The organism is Streptomyces sp. NPDC056734 (assembly GCF_042790455.1).
In the GTDB taxonomy this organism is placed as follows: domain Bacteria; phylum Actinomycetota; class Actinomycetes; order Streptomycetales; family Streptomycetaceae; genus Streptomyces.
The window spans coordinates 439,878-459,477 of sequence record NZ_JBHTZD010000004.1 but is presented as its reverse complement, the minus strand read 5'-3'; the positions used below and the strand labels follow the sequence as shown (position 1 = coordinate 459,477).

Here is a 19,600-nt window from a genome sequence, read left to right as displayed (position 1 = left end):
CGCGCGGCCTGCGGCCGGGGCAGGGGGTTCGGATAGCCTCGGGGCGTGACGGAACAGGAATCCAGACGGTTCGAACAGTTCGAGCGTGGCACGGACGGACCGAAGGTCATCGTCGTCGGGGTGGACGGCTCCGATTCCTCGCTGCGGGCCGCCGCGTACGCCGGGGGGCTGGCCCGTCGGCAGGGCGCGCTGCTGGCGGTGGTGTACGTGCAGCCGATGCTGGTGGCGGGCGCGGCGCTGGGGGCGCCGGTCGCCGACACCACCGGGGAGATCGCCCAGGACCTGGTGGCGCAGATCCGGGAGGCCACCGAGCGGGCCAAGGGGATATTCGATGTGCGCTGGGAGTTCCACACGTTTCGCGGGGACGCGTACAGCGGGCTGGTGAAGGCCGCGGACGATCTGAAGGCGGACGCGGTGGTGGTCGGGGCGTCGGAGCGGGCCGGGCATCGGATCGTGGGGTCCGTGGCGATTCGGCTGGTGAAGGCGGGGCGGTGGCCGGTGACGGTGGTTCCGTAGGGCGGGGTTTCGGTCGCCGGGGGCGTCTGCCGGGTTGCGGTGCGGTGCTGGGTGCGGGTTGTGGGTGGCTGGTCGCGCAGTTCCCCGCGCCCCTTTCGGGGCGCTGCCCCGTGCGCCCCTTCCACGTTCCGCGTCCCCTCCGCCCGTCGTGGGGGTCACTCCCCCATGGTCAGTCCGTCCTCCGCGGCGCCCTGGCTGAGGACCACCTCGCGGATCTGGTCCCGTACGGAGGTCAGTTCGGCGCCCTGGTGGATCGCCTGGTTGAGGTTGACCACGCGGCCCGCGTCGATGTCGTACAGCTGGGGGACGAACTCCGCCTTGGTCACCTGCCAGCGGGCGCCCTCGCGGGTGGGCGGGGAGAAGGTGAAGCGGCCGAGGGTGGACTGGTTGCCGCGCGGGTCGAAGTCGCCGTCGAAGTTGAACATCTCGCCCGCGACCTGGTCGCCCATGCCGTAGATCACCCAGGTGCCATTGACTTTCTGGTACGCCTGCGGGACATGGGCGTGGGTGCCGAGGATCAGGTCGATGTCCGGACGCCCCTTGGTACGGGACGCGGTGAGCCGGTCGGCCAGGGTGAACTGCCGCTCGTCCGGGTCGTCCTGCCACTCGGTGCCCCAGTGCAGGGAGATGACCACGACATCGGCACCGGCCCGGCGGGCGGCGCGGGCGTCGGCGACGATCCGGGCCTCCTCCATCGGCGCGACCGCCCAGGGCTGTCCGGGCGGGAGCGCGATGCCGTTGGTGCCGTAGGTGTAGGCGAGGTGGGCGACCTTCGCGGTGCCCGCGTCGTAGCGGGTGGCGGTGCGGGCCTCGGCCGCGGTACGGGCGCTGCCGGCGTGCCGGACGCCCGCGTGGTCGAGGGCGTCGAGGGTGCGGGCGACGCCTTCGGCGCCGTCGTCGAGGCTGTGGTTGGAGGCGGTGGAGCAGCCGTCGTAACCGGTGCGGGCCAGGCCCGCGGCCACCTCGGGCGGGGATTTGAAGCTGGGGTAGCCGGTGTAGTCGCCGTCCTCGCCGTAGACCGTCTCCATGTGACACAGCGCCAGATCGGCGCGGGCGACGACCGGCCGGATCCCGGCGAACATCGGGGCGAAGTCGTATCCGCCGCCGACCGCGTCGTAGTGGGCGCGGGCGATGACCGATTCGTGCGGGAGGACATCGCCGGAGGCGACGAGGGTGAAGCCCCGGGGGGCGGCGGACGGGGCCGGCGCTCCGCTCCGTTCGCCCGGTTCCCGCTGCTGGGCCTGGCAGGCGGCTCCCGCGGCGAGTACGACCGTGAGGGCAAGGGCCATCTGCCGACTGCGTGCGATCATCTCTGGTCACCTCACTGTGGGCCTATTTTCATATGAATAGGTACGAAGGTGGGCACTCCCCCAAACAGCCTCGGCGCCTGCGTTAACCGTTCGTCGTACCGTTCGCCGACGCGTTCGACCGTCCGCCGCAGGACCGTGTGCGTCCTCTGGGCCGAACGGGCCCCCTGCGATGCCATACGCGCATGACGGCCGCAACCACCCCGATGACCGGGACCCACGGGACGACGACCGCCGAGCACGAACTCGCCGCCTTGCAGCGCGAGCACGGCCGGTCCCTCTTCGCGCTGCTCCTGCGGCTCAGCGACGGGGACCGGCAGCGGGCCGAGGACCTCGTCCAGGAGACCCTGGTGCGCGCCTGGCAGCACCCCGAGGCGCTGCGCACGGACGCCTTCGACTCCGTACGGCCCTGGCTGCTGACCGTGGGGCGGCGGCTCGCCATCGACGCGCGGCGGGCGCGGCAGGCCCGGCCGCCGGAGGTCGGTGACGCGGTCCTGGAGAACGCGCGGGTGGTCGCCGATCACGCCGAGCGCTCCGCCGCGGCGGTCGATGTGCGCGAGGCTGTGAAGACACTCACGCCCGAGCACCGTGAAGTCCTGGTGCTGGTGTATTTCCAGGGGGCGAGTGTGGCGGAGGCCGCGGCGGCGCTCGGCATTCCGCCCGGTACCGTGAAATCCCGCGCGTACTACGCGCTGCGCGCCCTGCGGAGGGTGCTTCCGGGATATGCGACTGACCTGGGCTGAAACCGACTTCCAGGTCAAGCTTTCGCAAAGCGCCTTGCTGAGTACCCCGGTTGAGTAATCGGCTGTCCTCATCCGTGTTCCGGATCGGGGGCCGGATGCCCGGTGGGGCCCTGGCCGCCCGGCCGGGCCCGGCTGGACGTGGCCGACGCGCGCGCACCGGAGGAAGGCAGGAAGGGATGCTGTACAGAGGGCATCAGAACACGGACGGTACCGACGGCGGAGAACTTACCGTCCCCATGGCCTGGTTGTACGCCGAGTACATCGCCGACGAACTGCTGCGGACCGGCGATCTCATGCCGCCGACCTCGTTCGAGTTCCGGGCCGGGCGGGACGCGCTCGCGCTCACCGTCTTCCTCTCGGACACCGACGGCGAGCTGTCCGGCATCAGGGTGGTCACCCAGCTGGAGACCTGGCTGTCACTGACCGCGTACGACCAGCCCTGGCAGGACTGGGTGCGCGAGCGGCTGGAGCAACTGGCCGAGGAGACGGCCGCGTCGGGGCGTCCCTCGCCCGATCTGGAGCTGGCCGAGGCGGCCTGGCGCTGGCTCCAGGAGACGGAGCTGCTCGCCCCCGACCTGAACGCCGTGCCCGGCGGGGGCGCACCGGCCGGCGAGGACGAGGGGCCGAAGGTGTGGACACCGGCGTGGCAGCTGGGGCTGCCGCTGGGGCATCTGGCGATCCATCTCTTCTAGGCCGCCTCCCTCCCCCCTCGGCGACCTGCCTCCCGGGGGGCTGTGACATGGGTGTTCGGGCGGGCTGGATTCGGCTGCGGATGTCGTGGAGCCGGCTTGTCCGCGGTCCGTGGATCCCACCGATCCTCCGATCCGCGGTCCGTGGATCCCTCCGATCCGCGGCCCGGACCGCTCCGAACCCCCCGGGTCACGATTCCGTTGGTGGCTTGAGTGTTTCGGCGGTGCGGTGCGTACCGGTGGGAGCAACGAGTGAGCAGCGAGTAACCCCACCCGTACCCAACGGCACGAGGATTCGGCATGAGGTCCCTGGAACGGCATCGCGACGTCGCCGCGTACGCGCTCGGCGTGCTGAACGAGGCGGATGCCTTCCGCTTCGAGGACCACCTCATGGAGTGCCCCAGGTGCGCGGCACATGTGACCGAGTTCGGGCCGGTCTCCCGTCAGCTGATGCTCTATCGCCAGGCCACTCCGCGTGCCGTCCACCCGCTGACCGGTCCCGGCCCCCGGCTGCTGGACCGGCTGCTCGCCGAGGTGGCGGTCCGGCGGCGGGCCGGACGCCGCCGGGTGCGGTACGCGGTGGCCGCCTCGGTGGTCCTCGCGGTGGCCGGACCCGCGCTCGCCGTTCTGGCGGGCGGCGCCGAACAGCCGGTGCGGGTCGAGGCGACGGACGCGCGTTCCGGGGTCTGGGCGCGGGTCACCGCCGAGGACACGGTGTGGGGCGGCGAGGTGGAACTGGAGGTCAAGGACGCGGCGGGCCCGCGCCCGTGCCGGCTGGTCGCCGTCGGCCGGGACGGCACGGAGGAGACGGTGACCAACTGGGCCACTCCCGGGCGCGACGCCCGGCCCCACACCATGCGGGGTGGCACGGCGCTGCATCCGGACGACGTCCTGCGCTACGAGGTGCGTTCGGCGCAGGGCGAGACGCTGGTGACACTGCCGGGCGCCTGACGCGGCGGGGCCACCGTGCGGGTGGGGCTACCTCAGCAGGCGGGACATCCGGCGGTCGGCGAGGGGCTTGCCGCCGGTCTGGCAGGTGGGGCAGTACTGGAGCGAGGAGTCGCTGAAGGAGACCTCGCGGATGGTGTCGCCGCACACCGGACAGGGCTGCCCGGTCCGGCCGTGCACCCGCAGCCCACTCTTCTTCTCCGCCTTGAGCCGCCCGGCGGCCACGCCTCGTGACCGCCGGACGGCCTCGGTGAGGGTTTCGCGCAGGGCGGCGTGGAGCCGGGTGGTCTCCTCGGGGGTGAGGGACGCGGCCAGCTTGAACGGGGACATCTTGGCGGCGTGCAGGATCTCGTCGCTGTACGCGTTGCCGACACCGGCGATCAGGCTCTGGTCGCGCAGGGCGCCCTTGAGCTGCCGCCGCTCGTCCTTCAGCAGCGCGGCCAGCCGCCCCTCGTCGAAGTCGTCGGCGAGCGGGTCGGGGCCGAGCCGGGCGATACCGGGGACCTCCTGCGGATCGTGTACGACGTACACCGCGAGGCGCTTCTGGGTCCCGGCCTCGGTCAGGTCGAAGCCCTCGCCGGTCTCCAGGGCGACCCGCAGGGCGAGCGGGCCCTTGCCGGGCCGGGGCGGGCCGTCGGGCAGCCGGTCCTTCCAGTGCAGCCAGCCCGCGCGGGCCAGATGGGTGATGAAGCGGGGGCCGCCGCCGGTCTCCAGGTCCAGGAACTTGCCGTGCCGGTGCACCGCGACGACCTCGCGCCCTTCGATCGAGGAGAGCGGAGGGTCGTACGTCTTCAGCACGCTGATCGCGACGGGCAGCACACGGACGATCTCATGGCCGACCAGATGCTCGGCCAGAAACCCCTTGAGCGCCTCGACCTCGGGAAGTTCCGGCATAGGTCCCAGGGTGCCACCGGGGGCACGGGGGCACAGCCCGGCGGTGGGTTGGGGGGCGTCGGGCGGGGCGGGGGGTCCTGGGCGCGGGCGGGGGTCCACCGGGTCGCGGCTCCGCGGCGGCGTCGCAGGGTGCCGATCGGTCCACGGGACCGGGTCCGCAGGGGAGTCGCGGGGCGCCGCCCGGTCCACGGGGCGCACGGAGGGCGTGAGCGGATTGACGGGGCACCGGCACAGTCGGGGGTGGCCTCCCAGGGCCCGACCGGACCCATGGGACAGCCCGGAAGCGGCATCGCGGGTGGGGCGGGCAGATCCACCGGGCCACACCCGTGCCACGGCGTCCCGGAGTGCCACCGGGCCCATGAGACAGAGCCCGGCAACAGCGGCACGGGGGTGCGACCCGGCTCAGGGCGCATGGCGCCGGGCAGCGGGAGCGCAGGGCTCCGCCCGGTCCACAGGGCACGGCCCGGCAGCAGCGTCGCGGGCGCGAGGGGAACGCCGGGTCACCGGTCCGCGGCGGCATCCCGGGGTTACGCCCGTCGCCCGCCCGCACGGCTCAGCGTCGGCATCGGCATCGGCATCGGCGTCGGCAGGCCGCAGTGCGGGCGGATCCACCTGGACGCAGCCCCGCACCGGCGCCCCGGGAATCCACCCCACCACCCCGGCACCCCCACACCCCCACACCCCGGCACACCCACGCCCCGCCACCGCCACCACCACCGCCCGCACACCCACACCCCGCCACCACCACCGCCCGCACACCCACACCCCGGTACACCACCCCACCGCCCCGAGGCCCACCACCCCACCACCCGCGTCCACATCGCGCCGCCCCCAACCAAAGCGCCCCCGCACCAGCCCACCCCCTCAGTGCCGCAGCGGGACCACGAACTCGCACCACACGCATTTGCCGCCGCCCCGGGCCTCCACGCCCCAGACGTCGGCCAGGAGGTCGACCAGCATGAGGCCGCGGCCGGAGACGCCGGACGTGCCGGGCTCGCGGCGGCGGGGCAGGGCGCTGGAGGAGTCCTCGACCTCGACGCGCAGCCGGCGTTCGGTACCGCCGAGCACCCGCAGGGTGACGATCGCGGCGCCCTCGGTGTGCATCAGGGCGTTGGTGATCAGCTCGTCCGCGACCAGTTCCACCTCGTCGGCGCAGTCCACCGCGCCCCAGGCCCGCACCGCCGCCCGGATCAGATGCCGGGCCTCGGCGAGCGCCTCGGGATCGCCGGGGGCCACCTGCTGCTGGAGCCGGCCGCCGGACTGCGGGGCGTCCAGGCCGCGGCGGCGCAGCAGGAGCAGCGCCACATCGTCGTCGCCGCCGCGCTCCTCGGCCTCCGCGATCAGCAGATCGGCCAGTTCGCGTACGTCCTGCGGGCCGTCGGCGATGAGCGCGGTGAGCGCCTGCATCCCGTCGTCCAGGTCGGCGCCGGGCTGTTCGACCAGCCCGTCGGTGCACAGCAGCAGGGTGTGCCCGGGGTCGAGTTCGACCGTCCCGACGGGATACTCGAGCCGGCCGAACTCCGCCGACAGACCGAGCGGCAGCCCGCCCTCGACGGACACCCGGCGGCAGCTGCCGTCGGTGCTGCGCAAAAGCGGGTCGATATGCCCGGCGCGGACCAGCTGGACCACCCCGGTGGCCAGGTCGGCCTCCGCGTAGAGGCAGGTCGCGAAGCGGTCGGTGTCCAGTTCGTGCAGGAAGACGGAGGCGCGGGCCATCACCGTGGCCGGGTTGTGCCCCTCGGCGGCGTAGGCGCGCAGCACGATCCGCAGCTGGCCCATGACGGCGGCGGCATGGGTGTCATGGCCCTGGACATCGCCGATGACCGCGCCGACCCGGCCGCCGGGCAACGGGATCAGGTCGTACCAGTCACCGCCGATGTCCCGGCCCCGGGCGCCCCCGATGGCGGCGGCCCGGTAGCGCACGGCGACATCGGCGCCGGGCACGCTGGGGATCGTGCGGGGCAGCATGGCCTGCTGCAACCCCTCGGCGATGTCCTTCTCCTGCTCGAAGAACATCGCCCGTTGCAGGCTCTGCGCGATGCTGCTGCCCAGCGCGACCAGGATGTCCCGCTCCTCGTCGGTGAAGCCGCGCCGGTCGCTGTAGAGCAGGCCCATCGCGCCGATCGGGCGGGCCTGGACGATCAGCGGGAGATAGGCGGCGGCCGTGATGTCGAGCTCGGTGATGTGCGGCCACAGGATCGGATAGCCCTCGGCGAACTCGGCCGGCGACTCGATGAACCGCGGGACGAGCGTCCGGACCACCTCGCTCATCGGGTACGGCTCGTCTATCCGGGTGACCCGGGTGCCGGGGACGAAGCTGCCCTCGGGTCCCTCCGCGATCAGCCGGATCCGGCCGGCCTCGACCAGCCCCATCACCAGGCTGGTCGCGCCCAGGTGGGTGACGCCGTGGGTGTCCTTGAGGACGTCGATGACGTCCTGGACCGTCCGGGCGTGGGCGAGCGCGGCCGTGGTCACCTGGACGACATTGCCCTGCCGGTGGCGTACGTCGGGCTGCGGCGGCCGGCCGTCGCGCGCCGCCAGCTCCCGCAGCTCCTGGGTGGCGTCACGGACGATCCCGACGATCCGGCTGGGCCGTCCGGTGCCGTCGCGCCGGATGTAGCCCTGGGTGTGGGTCCAGCGCAGGGTGCCGTCGCGGCGGCGGACCCGGAAGTAGGCGCCGTAGTTCTCGCTGCCGTCCTTGATGGCCTGGGTCACCAGCCCGTCCAGGCGCAGGCCCTCGTTCGGCAGGACGCGGTGCGCCAGGGACTCGGGGTCGCCGTCGAACTCCCCCGGGCGCACGTCGAAGATCTCGAACGCCTGGGCGTCCATGTGGAAGAGCCCGGCGTCCAGATCCCAGTCGAAGGTGCCCATGCGATTGAGCGCCAGGATCGGATCCGGGTGGGCGGGCCAGTCGTCCGGGAGTGACAGGGCGCTCGCTCCCCGATCAACCATGGGCCCACCTTGTCAGTATTTGACCGAATCTTCGAGTTCTTCGAGCGGTCCGGGGGTCAGGTGCGGGGCGAGTCCGCCGGCCGGCCGGACCCGGACACCTCGGTGCCGGCGAGCGGGCAGCGGCGCACCGGACCCCGCCCGCGTCACTATGGTCTGCTGCACCCGCCCGGGTCACCCGGGCTTCCCGGACGGGTACGCACAGTGACGGCCGTGCCCGGGCGGTCCCCGGCGTCCGGTGGCGGGCGGCAGAATGGAGAGGAGGAGCGCACGGCCGTGGACTGGTTCACCGCATCCGAGTACGGGCTGAGCCGGCTGGTCTTCCAGCGGGCGCTGGCCGCCGTGTATCTCGTGGCGTTCCTGACGGCCGCGCTCCAGTTCCGCGCGCTGATCGGGCGGCGCGGGATGCTGCCGGTCCCCCGGTTCGTCGCCCGGGTGCCGTTCGGGCAGGCGCCCAGCGTCTTCCACTTCCACTACTCCGACGGGTTCTTCGCGGCGTGGGCGTGGTCCGGTGTCGCGGTGTCGGCCGCGCTGCTGGCGGGCGTGGACGCGCTGCTGCCGCTGTGGGCGGCCATGCTGCTGTGGCTGCTGCCGTGGCTGCTGTATCTGTCGATCGTCAACGTCGGCCAGACCTGGTACGCGTTCGGCTGGGAGTCCCTGCTCCTGGAGGTCGGTTTCCTGGCGGTGTTCCTCGGCAACGACGAGGTGGCCCCGCCGGTCGTCGTGCTGTTCCTGCTGCGCTGGATCCTGTTCCGGGTCGAGTTCGGCGCCGGTCTGATCAAGCTGCGCGGCGACCGCTGCTGGCGCGACCTCACCTGTCTCTACCACCACCACGAGACCCAGCCGATGCCGGGCCCGCTGAGCTGGTTCTTCCACCATCTGCCGAAACCCGTGCACCGGGTGGAGGCGGCGGCGAACCACTTCACCCAACTCGTGGTCCCCGTCCTCCTGTTCACCCCCCAGCCGATCGCGTCGGCCGCCGCCGCGCTGATGATCGTCACCCAGCTGTGGCTGGTGCTCTCCGGGAACTTCTCCTGGCTGAACTGGGTGACCATCGTGCTGGCCCTGTCCGCGATCCGCTTCCCGGGCGAGGCACCGGCCGCCGTCCCCGCGGCCCCCCTCTGGTACGTGGTCGTGGTGCTCGCCGTGTCCGCGCTGCTGCTGGGCCTCAGCTACCGCCCGGCGGCCAACATGGTCTCCCCGCGCCAGGTCATGAACCGCTCCTTCGACCCGCTCCACCTGGTCAACACGTACGGCGCCTTCGGCAGCGTCAGCCGGGTGCGCCACGAGGTGGTGATCGAGGGCACGGCCGATCCCGTACCGGGCCCGGAGGCACGGTGGCGGGAGTACGAGTTCCGGGGCAAGCCCGGCGATCCGCGGCGCTGGCCGCGCCAGTTCGCCCCGTACCATCTGCGGCTCGACTGGCTGATGTGGTTCGCGGCGCTGTCGCCCGGCTATGCCGCGCCCTGGTTCGGCGCGCTGGTGGAGCGGCTGCTGGCGGACGACCGCGACACCCTGGGGCTGCTGCGCCGCTCCCCCTTCCCGCCCGGCGCCCCGCCCCGCTTCGTCCGCGCCCGCCTCTACCGCTACCGGTACACGACCTGGCGGGAGCTGCGGGCGACGGGCGCGTGCTGGGAGCGGACCTATGTCCGGGAGTATCTGCCGCCGACCCGGCTGGACGACCGGGGGTGACGGCGACCCGGCTGGACGACCCGGCCTGAGGGCGGATCAGGGCCGTACGGCAGGCGGCCCGAGGTCGTACATCCGGGTCGCCGTGGCGTCGAAGAGGTCCGCCCGCTCGTCCTGGCTCAGCTGGGCCGTCAGTTCCCGGGCCGCCGAGACGACCTGGCCGTAGGACGCCGCGAGCGTGCACACCGGCCAGTCCGTGCCGAACATCAGCCGGGCGGGGCCGAAGGCGTCCAGGACGGTGTCGGTGTACGGGCGCAGGTCGGCGACCGTCCAGGAGGTGTGGTCGGCCTCGGTGACCAGGCCGGAGACCTTGCAGACCGTGTTCGGCAGCGCGGCCAGGGTCCGGACCGCCGACTCCCAGGGTTCCAGGGTGCCGGAGGCGATGGGGGGCTTGCCGAGGTGGTCGAGGACGAAGGTGAGGCCGGGATGGTCGGCGGCGGCCTTGGCGGCGGCGGGGAGCTGGCTCGGCCGGAGCAGGAGGTCGTAGACGAGTCCGGCGTCGGCGACCGCCGCGAGGCCCCGGCGGACATCGGGGCGCAGCAGCCAGTCCGGGTCGGGTTCGCCCTGCACCTGGTGGCGGATGCCCTTGAGGAGGTCGCCGCCCGGCAGCGCGCGGAGCCGGGCGAGGTCGTCGGCGACGCCGGGGGCGGTGAGGTCGGTCCAGCCGACGACCCCCGCGATCAGCTCGTGCGCGGCGGCGAGGGCGAGGAACTCCGGGGTCTCCTCGGCGACGGTGATCGTCTGGACCAGGACCGTGCGCTCGATCCCGGCGGCCTCGGCCTCGGGCCGCAGATCGGCGACCGTGAAGTTCCGCCGCAGCGGTGCCAGCTCGGGGCCGGTGATCCAGTCCTGGTCGCGTATCGACAGGTCCCAGACGTGGTGGTGGGCGTCGACGGTCATGGCAGCAGCTCCGGTACGACGGGCAGGGCGGCGTGCGCGCCCGCGCCCGAGGGGTCGTGGACGACGTCGAGGAGTCCGGCCGTCCGGGTCCGCCGGACCCCGTTGACCGGCAGTAGGTCCAGGTCGGCGCGGGCCTGGGGGTGCGGGGTGATGCTCATGACGGCACTCCCGGCAGGTCGGCGGGCAGCAGCCCTTCGTGGACCAGTTCCCGCCAGAAGGCGGCGGGCACGGCCCTGCGGAACTGTTCGGCGCAGTCGTCGGCCTCGGCGGCCGAGCGGGCGCCGACCAGGACGGCGGTGACGGCCGGGTGGGCGGCGCAGAAGGCGAGGGCGGCGGCGCGCAGGGTGGTGCCGTGGCGTTCGGCGACGGCCTTCAGGCGCAGGGCGCGGGCGAGCAGGTCGGGGGGCGCGGCGGCGTAGTCGTAGGTGCTGCCGGGTTTCGGGTCGGCCAGCAGGCCGGAGTTGAAGGCGCCGCCGAGGACCACCGAGACGTTCCGCTCCCGCGCGGCGGGCAGCAGATCGGTGAGGGCGCTCTGGTCGAGGAGGGTGTAGCGGCCCGCGCACAGCACCACGTCGATGTCGGTGTCCCGGACGAAGCGGGTGAGCATGGCCGTCTGGTTCATGCCCGCGCCGATCGTGCCGACCACGCCCTCCGCGCGGAGCTTCTCCAGCGCCGGGTAGCCCTCACGGAACGCCTGCTCGGACCGTTCGTCGGCGTCGTGGAGGTAGACGGTGTCGACGCGGTCGAGGCCGAGGCGTTCGAGGCTGGACTCCAGCGTGCGGCGGACGCCGTCGGCGGTGAAGTCCCACACCCGGCGGTGATCGGCGGGCACGGCGAAGCCGTTGGCGAGGTCGTCACCGGCGGGGCCGTCGGTCGGTTCCAGTCGCCGGCCGACCTTGGTGGAGACGGTGAATTCGCTACGGGGGTGTCCATGCAGGGCGGCGCCGAGACGGCGTTCGGACAGGCCGAGGCCGTAGTGCGGGGCGGTGTCGAAGGCGCGGATGCCCTGGCGCCAGGCGGCGGCGACGGTCTCGTACGCCTGCTCGTCGGTGAGGGCGGTGAAGAGATTACCGAGGGGGGCGGCGCCGAGGGCGAGGGCGACGGGGGCGGGGGTCGGCCCGCCGGGGGGTGTCGGACCGGCGGGGGTGGCCGGTACCGGACCGGCGGGGACAGCGGGTGCCGGACCGGCGGGGGTGGTCGGTGCGGGACCGCCGGAGGCAGTCGGTGCCGGACCGCCAGAGGCAATCGGAGCCGGACCGGCGGGACCGTCGGGGGCGGCGGTCATCGGGTTGCCGCCGGGCGCAGGCGCAGGCCCTGCATGCCGCCGTCGACGGCGAGGGCGGTACCGGTGGTGGCGCCGGACAGGGGGCTGGCGAGGTAGGCGATGGCGCCCGCGACCTCGGCGGCGGAGACCAGCCGTCCGGAGGGCTGGCGGGCCTCCAGGGCGGTGCGCTCGGTGGACGGGTCGTCGGCCGCGCCCAGCAGCCGGCCGACCCACGGAGTGTCCACGGTCCCGGGGTTGACGCAGTTGACGCGGATGCCCTCGCGGACGTGGTCGGCGGCCATGGCGAGGGTCAGGGAGTACACCGCGCCCTTGGTGGCGCTGTAGAGCGCGCGTTGCGGCAGGCCCGCGCTGGCGGCGATGGAGCAGGTGTTGACGATCGCCGCGTGCGCGGAGTCGCGCAGGTGCGGGAGACTGGCGCGGGCGGCACGGACCATGCCGAGGACGTTGACGTCCATGACCCGGTGCCACTCGGCGTCGTCGTTGTCCTCGACGGTGCCCTGGGCGCCGATCCCCGCGTTGTTGACCAGGACGTCCAGCCCGCCGAGGTCGGCGACGGCCGCCGCGACCGCCGTACGCACGGAGGCGTCGTCGGTGACATTGGCGCGGTAGCCGAGGAGCGGCTTCTCCACGCCGGAGGGGTCCAGGTCGAGCACGGCCACCTGGGCGCCGCGCGCGGCGAGAAGTTCTGCGGTGGCCCGGCCGATTCCGGAGGCTCCACCGGTCACCAGGGCCTTCAGGCCCTCGAAGTCACTCATGCCGCATTGCCTTTCATCGGGTTGCTCTCGGTCTGTAGGTCGGCGGCCCAGAAGGTGCCGCCGGGGAAGGTGTAGTGCTCGATGGACTCCGGCCGCATCTCGGCCGAGAATCCGGGCGCCGTGGGTGCCCGGTAGTGACCCTGGCCGATCACCACCGGGTCACGGAAGTGGTCGTGCAGATGATCGACGTATTCGATGACCCGGTTCTCGGTGGTGCCGGAGACGGCGAGGTAGTCGAACATCGACAGGTGCTGGACGAGTTCGCACAGGCCGACGCCGCCCGCGTGCGGGCAGACCGGGACGCCGAAGCGGGCCGCGAGCAGCAGGATGGCGAGGTTCTCGTTGACCCCGCCGACGCGGGCGGCGTCGAGCTGGAGGACGTCGATGGCCCCGGCCTGGAGCAGTTGCTTGAAGACGATGCGGTTCTGGACGTGCTCGCCGGTGGCGACCTTCACCGGGGCCACGGCCTGGCGGATGGCGGCGTGCCCGAGCACGTCGTCGGGGCTGGTGGGCTCCTCGACCCAGTACGGGTCGAACTCGGCGAGCGCCTCGGTCCAGCGGATCGCCTCGGCCACGTCCCAGCGCTGGTTCGCGTCGATCGCCATCCGGATGTCCGGGCCGATCACGGACCGGGCGACCCGGCAGCGCCGGATGTCGTCGGCCAGGTCGGCGCCGACCTTCAGTTTGATCTGCCGGTAGCCGTCGGCGACGGCCTGGGCGGCGAGCCGGGTGAGCTTGGCGTCGTCGTAGCCGAGCCAGCCGGGGGACGTGGTGTAGGCGGGGTAGCCGCGCTCCAGCAGCCGGGCGCGGCGCTCCCCGGCGCCCTCGCGTCCGCGCCGCAGCAGGTCGAGGACGTCGTCGGGGGTGAGCGCGTCGGAGAGATAGCGGAAGTCGATCTGCCGGACCAGCCACTCGGGTTCGGCGTCGGCGAGGAACTGCCACAGGGGTTTGCGGGCGCGTTTGGCGGCGAGGTCCCAGACGGCATTGACGACCGCGCCGATCGCCATGTGCATCACGCCCTTCTCGGGCCCGAGCCAGCGCAGCTGACTGTCGCCGATCAGGTCGCGGAAGAGCGATCCGGGGTCGGCGCACAACTCGTCGACGGACCGTCCGGTCACATGGTGACGCAGGGCGTGGATCGCGGCGACCTGGACCTCGTTGCCCCGCCCGATGGTGAAGCTGAAGCCGTGCCCCTCCGGCTCCCCGTCGCCGTCGGTGCGCAGCACGACGTACGCGGCCGAGTAGTCGGGGTCCGGGTTCATCGCGTCGGAGCCGTCCAGCTCGCGCGAGGTGGGGAACCGGATGTCGTGGGTGTCGACCGCGGTGATGCGGGCGGGCGTCGGGCTCACGGAGGGCCTTTCGGACGGCGATGGGGGCAGAGGTGTCATGGGGAGCGGGAGGGCAGGGGGGTCAGTCCTGGGCCCGGCCGGTCGTCACCCGGGCGATCATCAGGGCGATCAGGATGATTCCGCCGTAGATGGCCTGGATCCAGAAGGAGGGCACCTGGGCGAGGGTGAGCAGGTTCTGCACCACGCCGAGCAGGAGTACGCCGGTCAGGGCGCCGAACATGGTGCCCTTGCCGCCGTCGAGGCTGATGCCGCCGATCACGGCCGCCGCGAACACCGTGAAGATCATGTTGTTGCCCTGGTTGGCGCTGATCGCGCCGACGTACCCGGTCTGCATGATCCCGCCGACGGCGGCGAGGACTCCGGCGACGACGAACACGCCGAGCATGACCCGCTCGACGCGGATACCGGCGGCGCGGGCCGCCTCCGGGTTGCCGCCGATGGCGTACAGCGCGCGGCCCACGCGGTGGTACTTGAGGACCAGTCCGGCGACCGCGAAGGCGAGGGCGGCGAGCCACACCGACATCGGGATGGTGAGGAAGGTGGTGGTGGCCAGGGAGTAGAACGAGTCGGGCATGCCGAACAGGGTCTTGCCCTCGGTGGCGCCGACCAGCAGTCCGCGCAGCACGATCAGCATGGCCAGCGTGACGATGAACGCGTTGAGCCTGAACTTGACGACGAGGATGCCGTTGAAGGCGCCGACCAGCGCGCCCGCCACCAGGACGGCCGCCAGGGCGAGGGCCGCCGGGAGTTCGGTGCCCCACCCGGAGGCGGCGGCGGGCAGCACCAGCAGGGCGCCCACGGCGGGCGCGACGCCGACGACCGACTCCAGGGACAGATCGAACTTGCCGGTGATCAGCACCAGCGACTCAGCGAGCACCACCATGGCGAGCGCGGCGGAGGCGCCCAGGATGGAGATCAGGTTCCGCTCGGTCAGGAACGAGTCGTTGACCAGCGCGCCCAGGATCAGCAGCAGCACGAGGGCGGGCAGCAGGGCGAGTTCACGGGCCCGGCGGAGCAGGACCGTCCTGGCCGAGGCGGTGGCGGGGGCGCCGGGAGCCGCGAGTGGTCCCCTCGCCTTGGTGTCCGCCGTGGTGTCAGCCATGGTGGTCCACTCCTTCGATGGAGGCGATCAGCTCGTGGTCGTGCCAGCCCGCCGGGTGCTCGGCGACGACACGGCCGTGGAAGAGGACGAGGACGCGGTCGCAGCGGCGCAGGTCGTCGAGTTCGTCGGAGACGACGAGCACCGCGATGCCGTCGTCCCGGGCGCTGTCCATGCGGGCCAGCAGGGACTCCTTGGACTTCACGTCCACCCCGGCGGTGGGGTTGATCAGCACCAGCAGCCGGGGGTCGGAGGCGAGCGCGCGGGCCATGACGACCTTCTGCGCGTTGCCGCCGGACAGGTCGGCCACGGGCTGGTCGGGGCCCTCGGTGTGGATGTCGAGGCGGTCGATGAGGCCGGCGGCGACCTGGCGCCGCCGCTCACCGCCGACGAACCCGAACCGGCCGAGCCGGTCCAGGACGCTCAGGGTGGCGTTGTCGCCGACGGTCATGCCGGACACCAGCCCCTGGTCGTGCCGGTCGCGCGGCACCCAGCCGACCCCGGCGTCCAGCGCGGCCCGCACCTGCCCGAACGGCAGCGGGCGCCCGTCGATCAGCGCGGTCCCGGCCGTGGGGGTGTGCAGCCCCGCGAGCGTCTCGGCCAGCTCGATCTTCCCGCTGCCGCTGATCCCGGCGAGCCCGACGACCTCACCCCGGCGCACGGTCAGCTCGATGCCGTCGTACGAGGGTGAGGTGAGCCCTTGTACGTCGAGCAGGACGGGAGCGTCGGCCGGCGTGGGCGCGCTGCGCCGCCGTACCGCCTGGTCGGCGACGTGCTCCCCCGCCATGGCCTCCACCAGGGCCGGGCGCGGGAGGTCGGCGACGGGCGCGGTGGTGATCCAGCGGGCGTCGCGCAGCACGGTGACGGTCTGGCAGACCTCGTAGACCTCCTGGAGGTGGTGGGAGATGAACAGGAAGGTCACGCCCGAGTCCTGGAGCGCCCGCATCCGGGTGAACAGCCGTTCGATCTCCCGCTTGTCGAGCTGGGCGGTGGGTTCGTCGAGGACGATGAAGCGGGCGCCGAAGCTGAGCGCGCGGGCGATCTCCACCAGCTGCCGGTCCTCGACCTTGAGGTCGGCGGTGCGCGCCTCGGGGTCCACGCGCACGTCCCAGGTGGCGAGGAGGCCGGCGGCCTCGGCGCGGAGCTTGCGCCAGCTGATGAAGCCGCGGTGCAAGGGCTGACGGTTGATGAAGAGGTTCTCGGCGACCGTGAGTTCCGGGACCACGGTCGGTTTCTGGTAGACGCAGGCCACCTTGCGGCGCCAGGCGTCGCGGTCGGTGAGCGGGGGCGCGGGTTCGCCGTCGAAGCTCACCGTGCCCTCGTCGGCGGCCTGGAGGCCGGTGAGGATCGAGACGAGGGTGGACTTTCCGGCGCCGTTGCGGCCGACGAGCGCGTGCGACTCGCCGGGCAGCACGGTGAGCCGGCCGTCGCCCAGGGCGGTGGTGGCGCCGTACCGCTTGACGATGCCCCGGGCTTCCACCAGGGGCTGGTGTGGGGGTTGGCTGCGTTGGCTGCGTTGGCTGCTCATCCGACCGTGTTGCCCCACAGCTCGGGGTCGTCCACGTTCTCCTTGGTGACCAGCGGCGCGGGCAACTGGTCCTCCAGGATGCCGCTGGGCAGCTCCACGATCTCGGAGCCGTGGTCGGTCGGGCCGGGCTCGAAGGTCTTCCCCTCCATCGCGGCCTTGATGTAGTACATGCCGTACTTGGCGTACAGGTCCGCCGGCTGCGACACCGTGGCGTCGATCTCGCCGTTGCGGATGGCCTCGTACTCCTGCGGGATGCCGTCGTTGGAGACGATCGTGATGTGGCCGTCCTCGCCGGCCTTCTTCAGCATGCCCTTGGACTTCAGGGTCTGGAGGGTGGGCGCGAGATAGACGCCGCCCGCCTGCATGTAGATGCCCTTGAGGTCGGGGTTGGCGTTGAGCAGGGTGTCGAGCTTGGACGCGGCGGTGTTGGACTTCCACTCGGCGGGGATCTCCAGGACCTCCAGCTCGGGGAAGTTCTCCTGGACGCAGGAGCGGAACGCCTCCGAGCGCTCACGGCCGTTGACCGAGGCGAGATCGCCCATGATCTGCACGACCTTGCCGGAGGGGATCTGCTCGCCGAGGTACTGACACGCCTTCTCCCCGTACGCCACGTTGTTGGCGCGGACCACCATCGCGACCTTGCCCTGGTCGGGCGCCACGTCCACGGCGACGACCGGGACGCCCTTGCGTTCGGCCTGGTCGAGCCCGGCCTCGATCGCGGCGCTGTCCAGGGGGGCGACTATGAGTCCCTTCACGCCCTGGTTGAGCTGGTTGTTGATGTCGGTGATCTGCTGCGAGGGGTCGCTGTTGGAGTTGACCGTCTTCAGCGCGTCGACGCCCTCGGACTCCGCCATCTTCGGTACGTAGTCGTTGTACGACTGCCAGAACGGCGAGGTCAGCAGGGGCAGGATCACCCCGACCTCGCCCTCGCCGCCGGACGCGTCCGCGCCCCCGGTGTCCTTGGTGCTGCCGCACGCCGTGAGCGCGAGGGCGGCACAGGCCGCCGCCGCCAGGGCGCGTGAGGCGCGTGAGGGAGCGAAACGTCCAGTTCCGTCGGCCATCTGCCAGCTCCTCAAGAAGCATGATCGAGCAGTTGCCCGCATATTTATCAGACCACTTCACCTCGCCAACACCCCGCGGGCGCCATTTTCCCGGTTTTTTGGCCCAAGTGGTCCGACCACCTCCATAGTGGTCCGACCACTTCCACGGTTAGACTCGGCGCACCCGGCGACTGGAGGAGTGGCGTGAACGAGACGGCGACGACGGAGACCGGGGCCGGTGACGAGGCGGCGACCGCGCAGAAGGGCACGGTTCCCCAGCGGGCGATCGAGCGGATCAAGGCGATGATCGCGGAGGGCTCGCTGGAGCCGGGGCAGCGGCTGCCGACCGAGCGCGATCTGGCGGTCCAGCTCGGCATCTCCCGCAGCTCGATGCGCGAGGCGATCCGGGCGCTGACCGTGCTCGGTGTCCTGGAGGCCCGGCACGGCTCCGGCATCTACGTCACCCAGCTCCAGGCCGGCGATCTGCTGGAGACCTTCGGCGTGGTGGCCGATCTGTCCCGCGGCCCCCGGCTGGTCGAACTCCTGGAGGTGCGCCGGATCCTGGAGTCCACCGCGACCGCGCTGGCCGCCGCCCGGATCACCCCGGAGCAGCTCGCCGAGGTCGAGCGGCATCTCGCGGCGATGAACGCCACCGAGGACCCCGAGCGGATCCTCGCCCACGACCTCGCCTTCCACCGCGAGATCGCCACGGCCGCGGGCAACGAGACCATGGCCGCGATCCTGGAGGGCCTGTCCTCACGCACCTTCCGGGCCCGCGTCTGGCGCGGCTACCAGGAGGAGGGCGCGTTCGAGCGCACCCGGCGCGAGCACGCCGCGATCCATCGCGCGCTGGCGGCCCGCGACCCGGAGGCGGCACGCGCGGCGGGCGCGGCGCATGTGGGCGAGGTGGAGCACTGGCTGCGGGCGCAGTTGGCGACGTGAGGCCGGGGGGCTGATCCGGGCGGGGGCCCTGCCCCGACCCCTACCCGGGTGAGGACCCTGCCCCACCCTGAGCCCATGTCCGGATCCGAGGGGCACATGTCCCTACGGACACTCCTGTTCTTCTGCCTTCTGCGGTTGATTGATGGTGAGCAATCGATTCCAGGAGGCAAGTCCCCATGACCACCACCGAACCCCACGAGATCGCCGGCATCACCGTGCCGGACAGCGCCCTGGTCCGCGAGGCCACGGAACTCGTCCGTGACGAGGCATCCGAGGTGGTGTACCACCACTCCCGCCGGGTGTTCTTCTGGGGTTCCCTGCGCGGCCGGGCCCGGGGGCTGTCCGCCGACCCCGAACTGCTCTATGTCGGCGCCCTCTTCCACGACCTGGGCCTGACCGAGCGCTACCGCCGCGCCGACCAGCGCTTCGAGATCGACGCCGCCGACGAGGCCCGGCGGTTCCTGGTCCGGCACGGCATCGCGGACGCGTCGGCCGACCTGGTCTGGCAGGGCATCGCGCTGCACACCACGCCGGAGATCCCCTGGCACATGGCCCCCGAGGTCGCCCTGGTCACGGCCGGTGTGGAGGCGGATGTGCTGGGCCTGGGCCTGAAGGAGATCGGCGACGACGCGCTGAAGCAGGTCGTGGCGGAGCACCCGCGCCCCGACTTCAAGCGGCGCATCCTCGAAGAGTTCACCGACGGCATCGCACACCGCCCGCAGACGACGTTCGGCAATGTGAAGGCCGACGTCCTGGAGCGGTACGTGCCCGGTTACCGGCGGGAGAACTTCGTCGACATCATCCTGAACTCCGACTGGGCCGAGTGAGCCCCCGTCGGCCGCCGCCCCGCCGCTGGGAATCCGGCGGGGTCCCGGCCGACGGGTTCCCCAGCGTGACCGGCCGGTGACGCCCCACCACACCGGCCGGTCACGCGATCTCGTTCACCTGCTCCGGCTCCAAGCGTGCG

Annotated in this window: 18 protein-coding genes; 7 read left to right on the top strand and 11 right to left on the bottom strand. The window is 72.6% G+C overall.

The window, feature by feature from the left end:
- Positions 1-45: 45 nt before the first annotated feature.
- The gene (locus tag ACFRFC_RS08425; protein WP_382687384.1) at positions 46-516 is read left to right on the top strand and encodes a universal stress protein; all 471 of its coding nucleotides are present in this window, start codon (positions 46-48) and stop codon (positions 514-516) included.
- Positions 517-671: 155 nt separating this feature from the next.
- Here ACFRFC_RS08425 and ACFRFC_RS08420 read toward each other — a convergent pair whose 3' ends face one another.
- Entirely contained in the window at positions 672-1,826 is a 1,155-nt protein-coding gene (locus tag ACFRFC_RS08420) for a CapA family protein (protein WP_382687382.1), read from the bottom strand.
- Positions 1,827-2,008: 182 nt separating this feature from the next.
- Here ACFRFC_RS08420 and ACFRFC_RS08415 point away from each other — a divergent pair, with 182 nt between their 5' ends.
- From ACFRFC_RS08415 to ACFRFC_RS08405, 3 genes are all read left to right on the top strand, one after another.
- Entirely contained in the window at positions 2,009-2,566 is a 558-nt protein-coding gene (locus ACFRFC_RS08415) for a sigma-70 family RNA polymerase sigma factor (RefSeq protein ID WP_382687380.1), read from the top strand.
- A 176-nt stretch (positions 2,567-2,742) separates the two neighbouring features.
- The gene (locus tag ACFRFC_RS08410; protein ID WP_382687377.1) at positions 2,743-3,258 is read left to right on the top strand and encodes a hypothetical protein; all 516 of its coding nucleotides are present in this window, start codon (positions 2,743-2,745) and stop codon (positions 3,256-3,258) included.
- 297 nt (positions 3,259-3,555) lie between these two features.
- Positions 3,556-4,206 (top strand): zf-HC2 domain-containing protein, encoded by a 651-nt coding sequence (locus tag ACFRFC_RS08405; RefSeq protein WP_382687375.1) that lies wholly within the window; start codon positions 3,556-3,558, stop codon positions 4,204-4,206.
- Positions 4,207-4,233: 27 nt separating this feature from the next.
- On the opposite strand, the gene ACFRFC_RS08400 is transcribed toward ACFRFC_RS08405, so the two are convergent.
- Both ACFRFC_RS08400 and ACFRFC_RS08395 read right to left on the bottom strand, forming a co-directional pair.
- The gene (locus ACFRFC_RS08400; protein WP_382687373.1) at positions 4,234-5,097 is read right to left on the bottom strand and encodes an Fpg/Nei family DNA glycosylase; all 864 of its coding nucleotides are present in this window, start codon (positions 5,095-5,097) and stop codon (positions 4,234-4,236) included.
- A gap of 864 nt (positions 5,098-5,961) precedes the next feature.
- Positions 5,962-8,049 (bottom strand): SpoIIE family protein phosphatase, encoded by a 2,088-nt coding sequence (locus tag ACFRFC_RS08395; protein WP_382687371.1) that lies wholly within the window; start codon positions 8,047-8,049, stop codon positions 5,962-5,964.
- 273 nt (positions 8,050-8,322) lie between these two features.
- On the opposite strand from ACFRFC_RS08395, the gene ACFRFC_RS08390 reads away from it, so the two are divergent.
- Positions 8,323-9,738 carry a lipase maturation factor family protein gene (locus ACFRFC_RS08390; protein WP_382687369.1) on the top strand — a complete coding sequence of 472 codons (1,416 nt, stop codon included), beginning with the start codon at positions 8,323-8,325 and terminating at the stop codon, positions 9,736-9,738.
- 36 nt (positions 9,739-9,774) lie between these two features.
- Here ACFRFC_RS08390 and ACFRFC_RS08385 read toward each other — a convergent pair whose 3' ends face one another.
- The 8 genes from ACFRFC_RS08385 to ACFRFC_RS08350 all read right to left on the bottom strand — a co-directional run bounded on the left by ACFRFC_RS08385 (position 9,775) and on the right by ACFRFC_RS08350 (position 17,712).
- On the bottom strand, positions 9,775-10,635 hold the full coding sequence (locus tag ACFRFC_RS08385; protein ID WP_382687366.1) for an amidohydrolase family protein: 861 nt from the start codon (positions 10,633-10,635) through the stop codon (positions 9,775-9,777).
- The gene (locus ACFRFC_RS08380; RefSeq protein WP_382687363.1) at positions 10,632-10,793 is read right to left on the bottom strand and encodes a hypothetical protein; all 162 of its coding nucleotides are present in this window, start codon (positions 10,791-10,793) and stop codon (positions 10,632-10,634) included. Before ACFRFC_RS08380 ends, ACFRFC_RS08385 begins: the two co-directional genes overlap by 4 nt.
- The gene (locus tag ACFRFC_RS08375) at positions 10,790-11,920 is read right to left on the bottom strand and encodes an aldo/keto reductase (RefSeq protein ID WP_382687361.1); all 1,131 of its coding nucleotides are present in this window, start codon (positions 11,918-11,920) and stop codon (positions 10,790-10,792) included. Before ACFRFC_RS08375 ends, ACFRFC_RS08380 begins: the two co-directional genes overlap by 4 nt.
- Positions 11,917-12,675, bottom strand: a complete 759-nt coding sequence (locus ACFRFC_RS08370) for an SDR family NAD(P)-dependent oxidoreductase (RefSeq protein ID WP_382687359.1) — start codon at positions 12,673-12,675, stop codon at positions 11,917-11,919. The genes ACFRFC_RS08375 and ACFRFC_RS08370 overlap by 4 nt, the downstream gene beginning before the upstream one ends.
- Positions 12,672-14,024, bottom strand: coding sequence for an L-fuconate dehydratase (locus tag ACFRFC_RS08365; RefSeq protein ID WP_382687357.1), 1,353 nt, complete (start codon positions 14,022-14,024; stop codon positions 12,672-12,674). The genes ACFRFC_RS08370 and ACFRFC_RS08365 overlap by 4 nt, the downstream gene beginning before the upstream one ends.
- Before the next feature lie 61 nt (positions 14,025-14,085).
- Positions 14,086-15,126, bottom strand: a complete 1,041-nt coding sequence (locus ACFRFC_RS08360) for an ABC transporter permease (RefSeq protein WP_382687354.1) — start codon at positions 15,124-15,126, stop codon at positions 14,086-14,088.
- On the bottom strand, positions 15,119-16,651 hold the full coding sequence (locus ACFRFC_RS08355; RefSeq protein ID WP_382687351.1) for a sugar ABC transporter ATP-binding protein: 1,533 nt from the start codon (positions 16,649-16,651) through the stop codon (positions 15,119-15,121). Before ACFRFC_RS08355 ends, ACFRFC_RS08360 begins: the two co-directional genes overlap by 8 nt.
- Complete coding sequence (locus ACFRFC_RS08350) at positions 16,648-17,712, bottom strand: sugar ABC transporter substrate-binding protein (protein ID WP_382687349.1); 1,065 nt, start codon at positions 17,710-17,712, stop codon at positions 16,648-16,650. Before ACFRFC_RS08350 ends, ACFRFC_RS08355 begins: the two co-directional genes overlap by 4 nt.
- 183 nt (positions 17,713-17,895) lie before the next feature.
- Between ACFRFC_RS08350 and ACFRFC_RS08345 the strand changes: the two genes are divergently transcribed.
- Positions 17,896-18,633, top strand: a complete 738-nt coding sequence (locus tag ACFRFC_RS08345) for a FadR/GntR family transcriptional regulator (RefSeq protein WP_382687347.1) — start codon at positions 17,896-17,898, stop codon at positions 18,631-18,633.
- A gap of 176 nt (positions 18,634-18,809) precedes the next feature.
- Entirely contained in the window at positions 18,810-19,460 is a 651-nt protein-coding gene (locus tag ACFRFC_RS08340; protein WP_382687345.1) for an HD domain-containing protein, read from the top strand.
- Positions 19,461-19,600 lie beyond the last annotated feature (140 nt).

Bases quoted from the DNA above. Each gene is read 5' to 3' on its own strand.
- ACFRFC_RS08420 (WP_382687382.1), bottom strand. From the start codon at position 1,826: ATGATCGCACGCAGTCGGCAGATGGCCCTTGCCCTCACGGTCGTACTC.
- ACFRFC_RS08415 (WP_382687380.1), top strand. From the start codon at position 2,009: ATGACGGCCGCAACCACCCCGATGACCGGGACCCACGGGACGACGACC.
- ACFRFC_RS08410 (WP_382687377.1), top strand. From the start codon at position 2,743: ATGCTGTACAGAGGGCATCAGAACACGGACGGTACCGACGGCGGAGAA.
- ACFRFC_RS08405 (WP_382687375.1), top strand. From the start codon at position 3,556: ATGAGGTCCCTGGAACGGCATCGCGACGTCGCCGCGTACGCGCTCGGC.
- ACFRFC_RS08400 (WP_382687373.1), bottom strand. From the start codon at position 5,097: ATGCCGGAACTTCCCGAGGTCGAGGCGCTCAAGGGGTTTCTGGCCGAG.
- ACFRFC_RS08395 (WP_382687371.1), bottom strand. From the start codon at position 8,049: ATGGTTGATCGGGGAGCGAGCGCCCTGTCACTCCCGGACGACTGGCCC.
- ACFRFC_RS08385 (WP_382687366.1), bottom strand. From the start codon at position 10,635: ATGACCGTCGACGCCCACCACCACGTCTGGGACCTGTCGATACGCGAC.
- ACFRFC_RS08380 (WP_382687363.1), bottom strand. From the start codon at position 10,793: ATGAGCATCACCCCGCACCCCCAGGCCCGCGCCGACCTGGACCTACTG.
- ACFRFC_RS08375 (WP_382687361.1), bottom strand. From the start codon at position 11,920: ATGACCGCCGCCCCCGACGGTCCCGCCGGTCCGGCTCCGATTGCCTCT.
- ACFRFC_RS08370 (WP_382687359.1), bottom strand. From the start codon at position 12,675: ATGAGTGACTTCGAGGGCCTGAAGGCCCTGGTGACCGGTGGAGCCTCC.
- ACFRFC_RS08360 (WP_382687354.1), bottom strand. From the start codon at position 15,126: ATGGCTGACACCACGGCGGACACCAAGGCGAGGGGACCACTCGCGGCT.
- ACFRFC_RS08355 (WP_382687351.1), bottom strand. From the start codon at position 16,651: ATGAGCAGCCAACGCAGCCAACGCAGCCAACCCCCACACCAGCCCCTG.
- ACFRFC_RS08350 (WP_382687349.1), bottom strand. From the start codon at position 17,712: ATGGCCGACGGAACTGGACGTTTCGCTCCCTCACGCGCCTCACGCGCC.
- ACFRFC_RS08340 (WP_382687345.1), top strand. From the start codon at position 18,810: ATGACCACCACCGAACCCCACGAGATCGCCGGCATCACCGTGCCGGAC.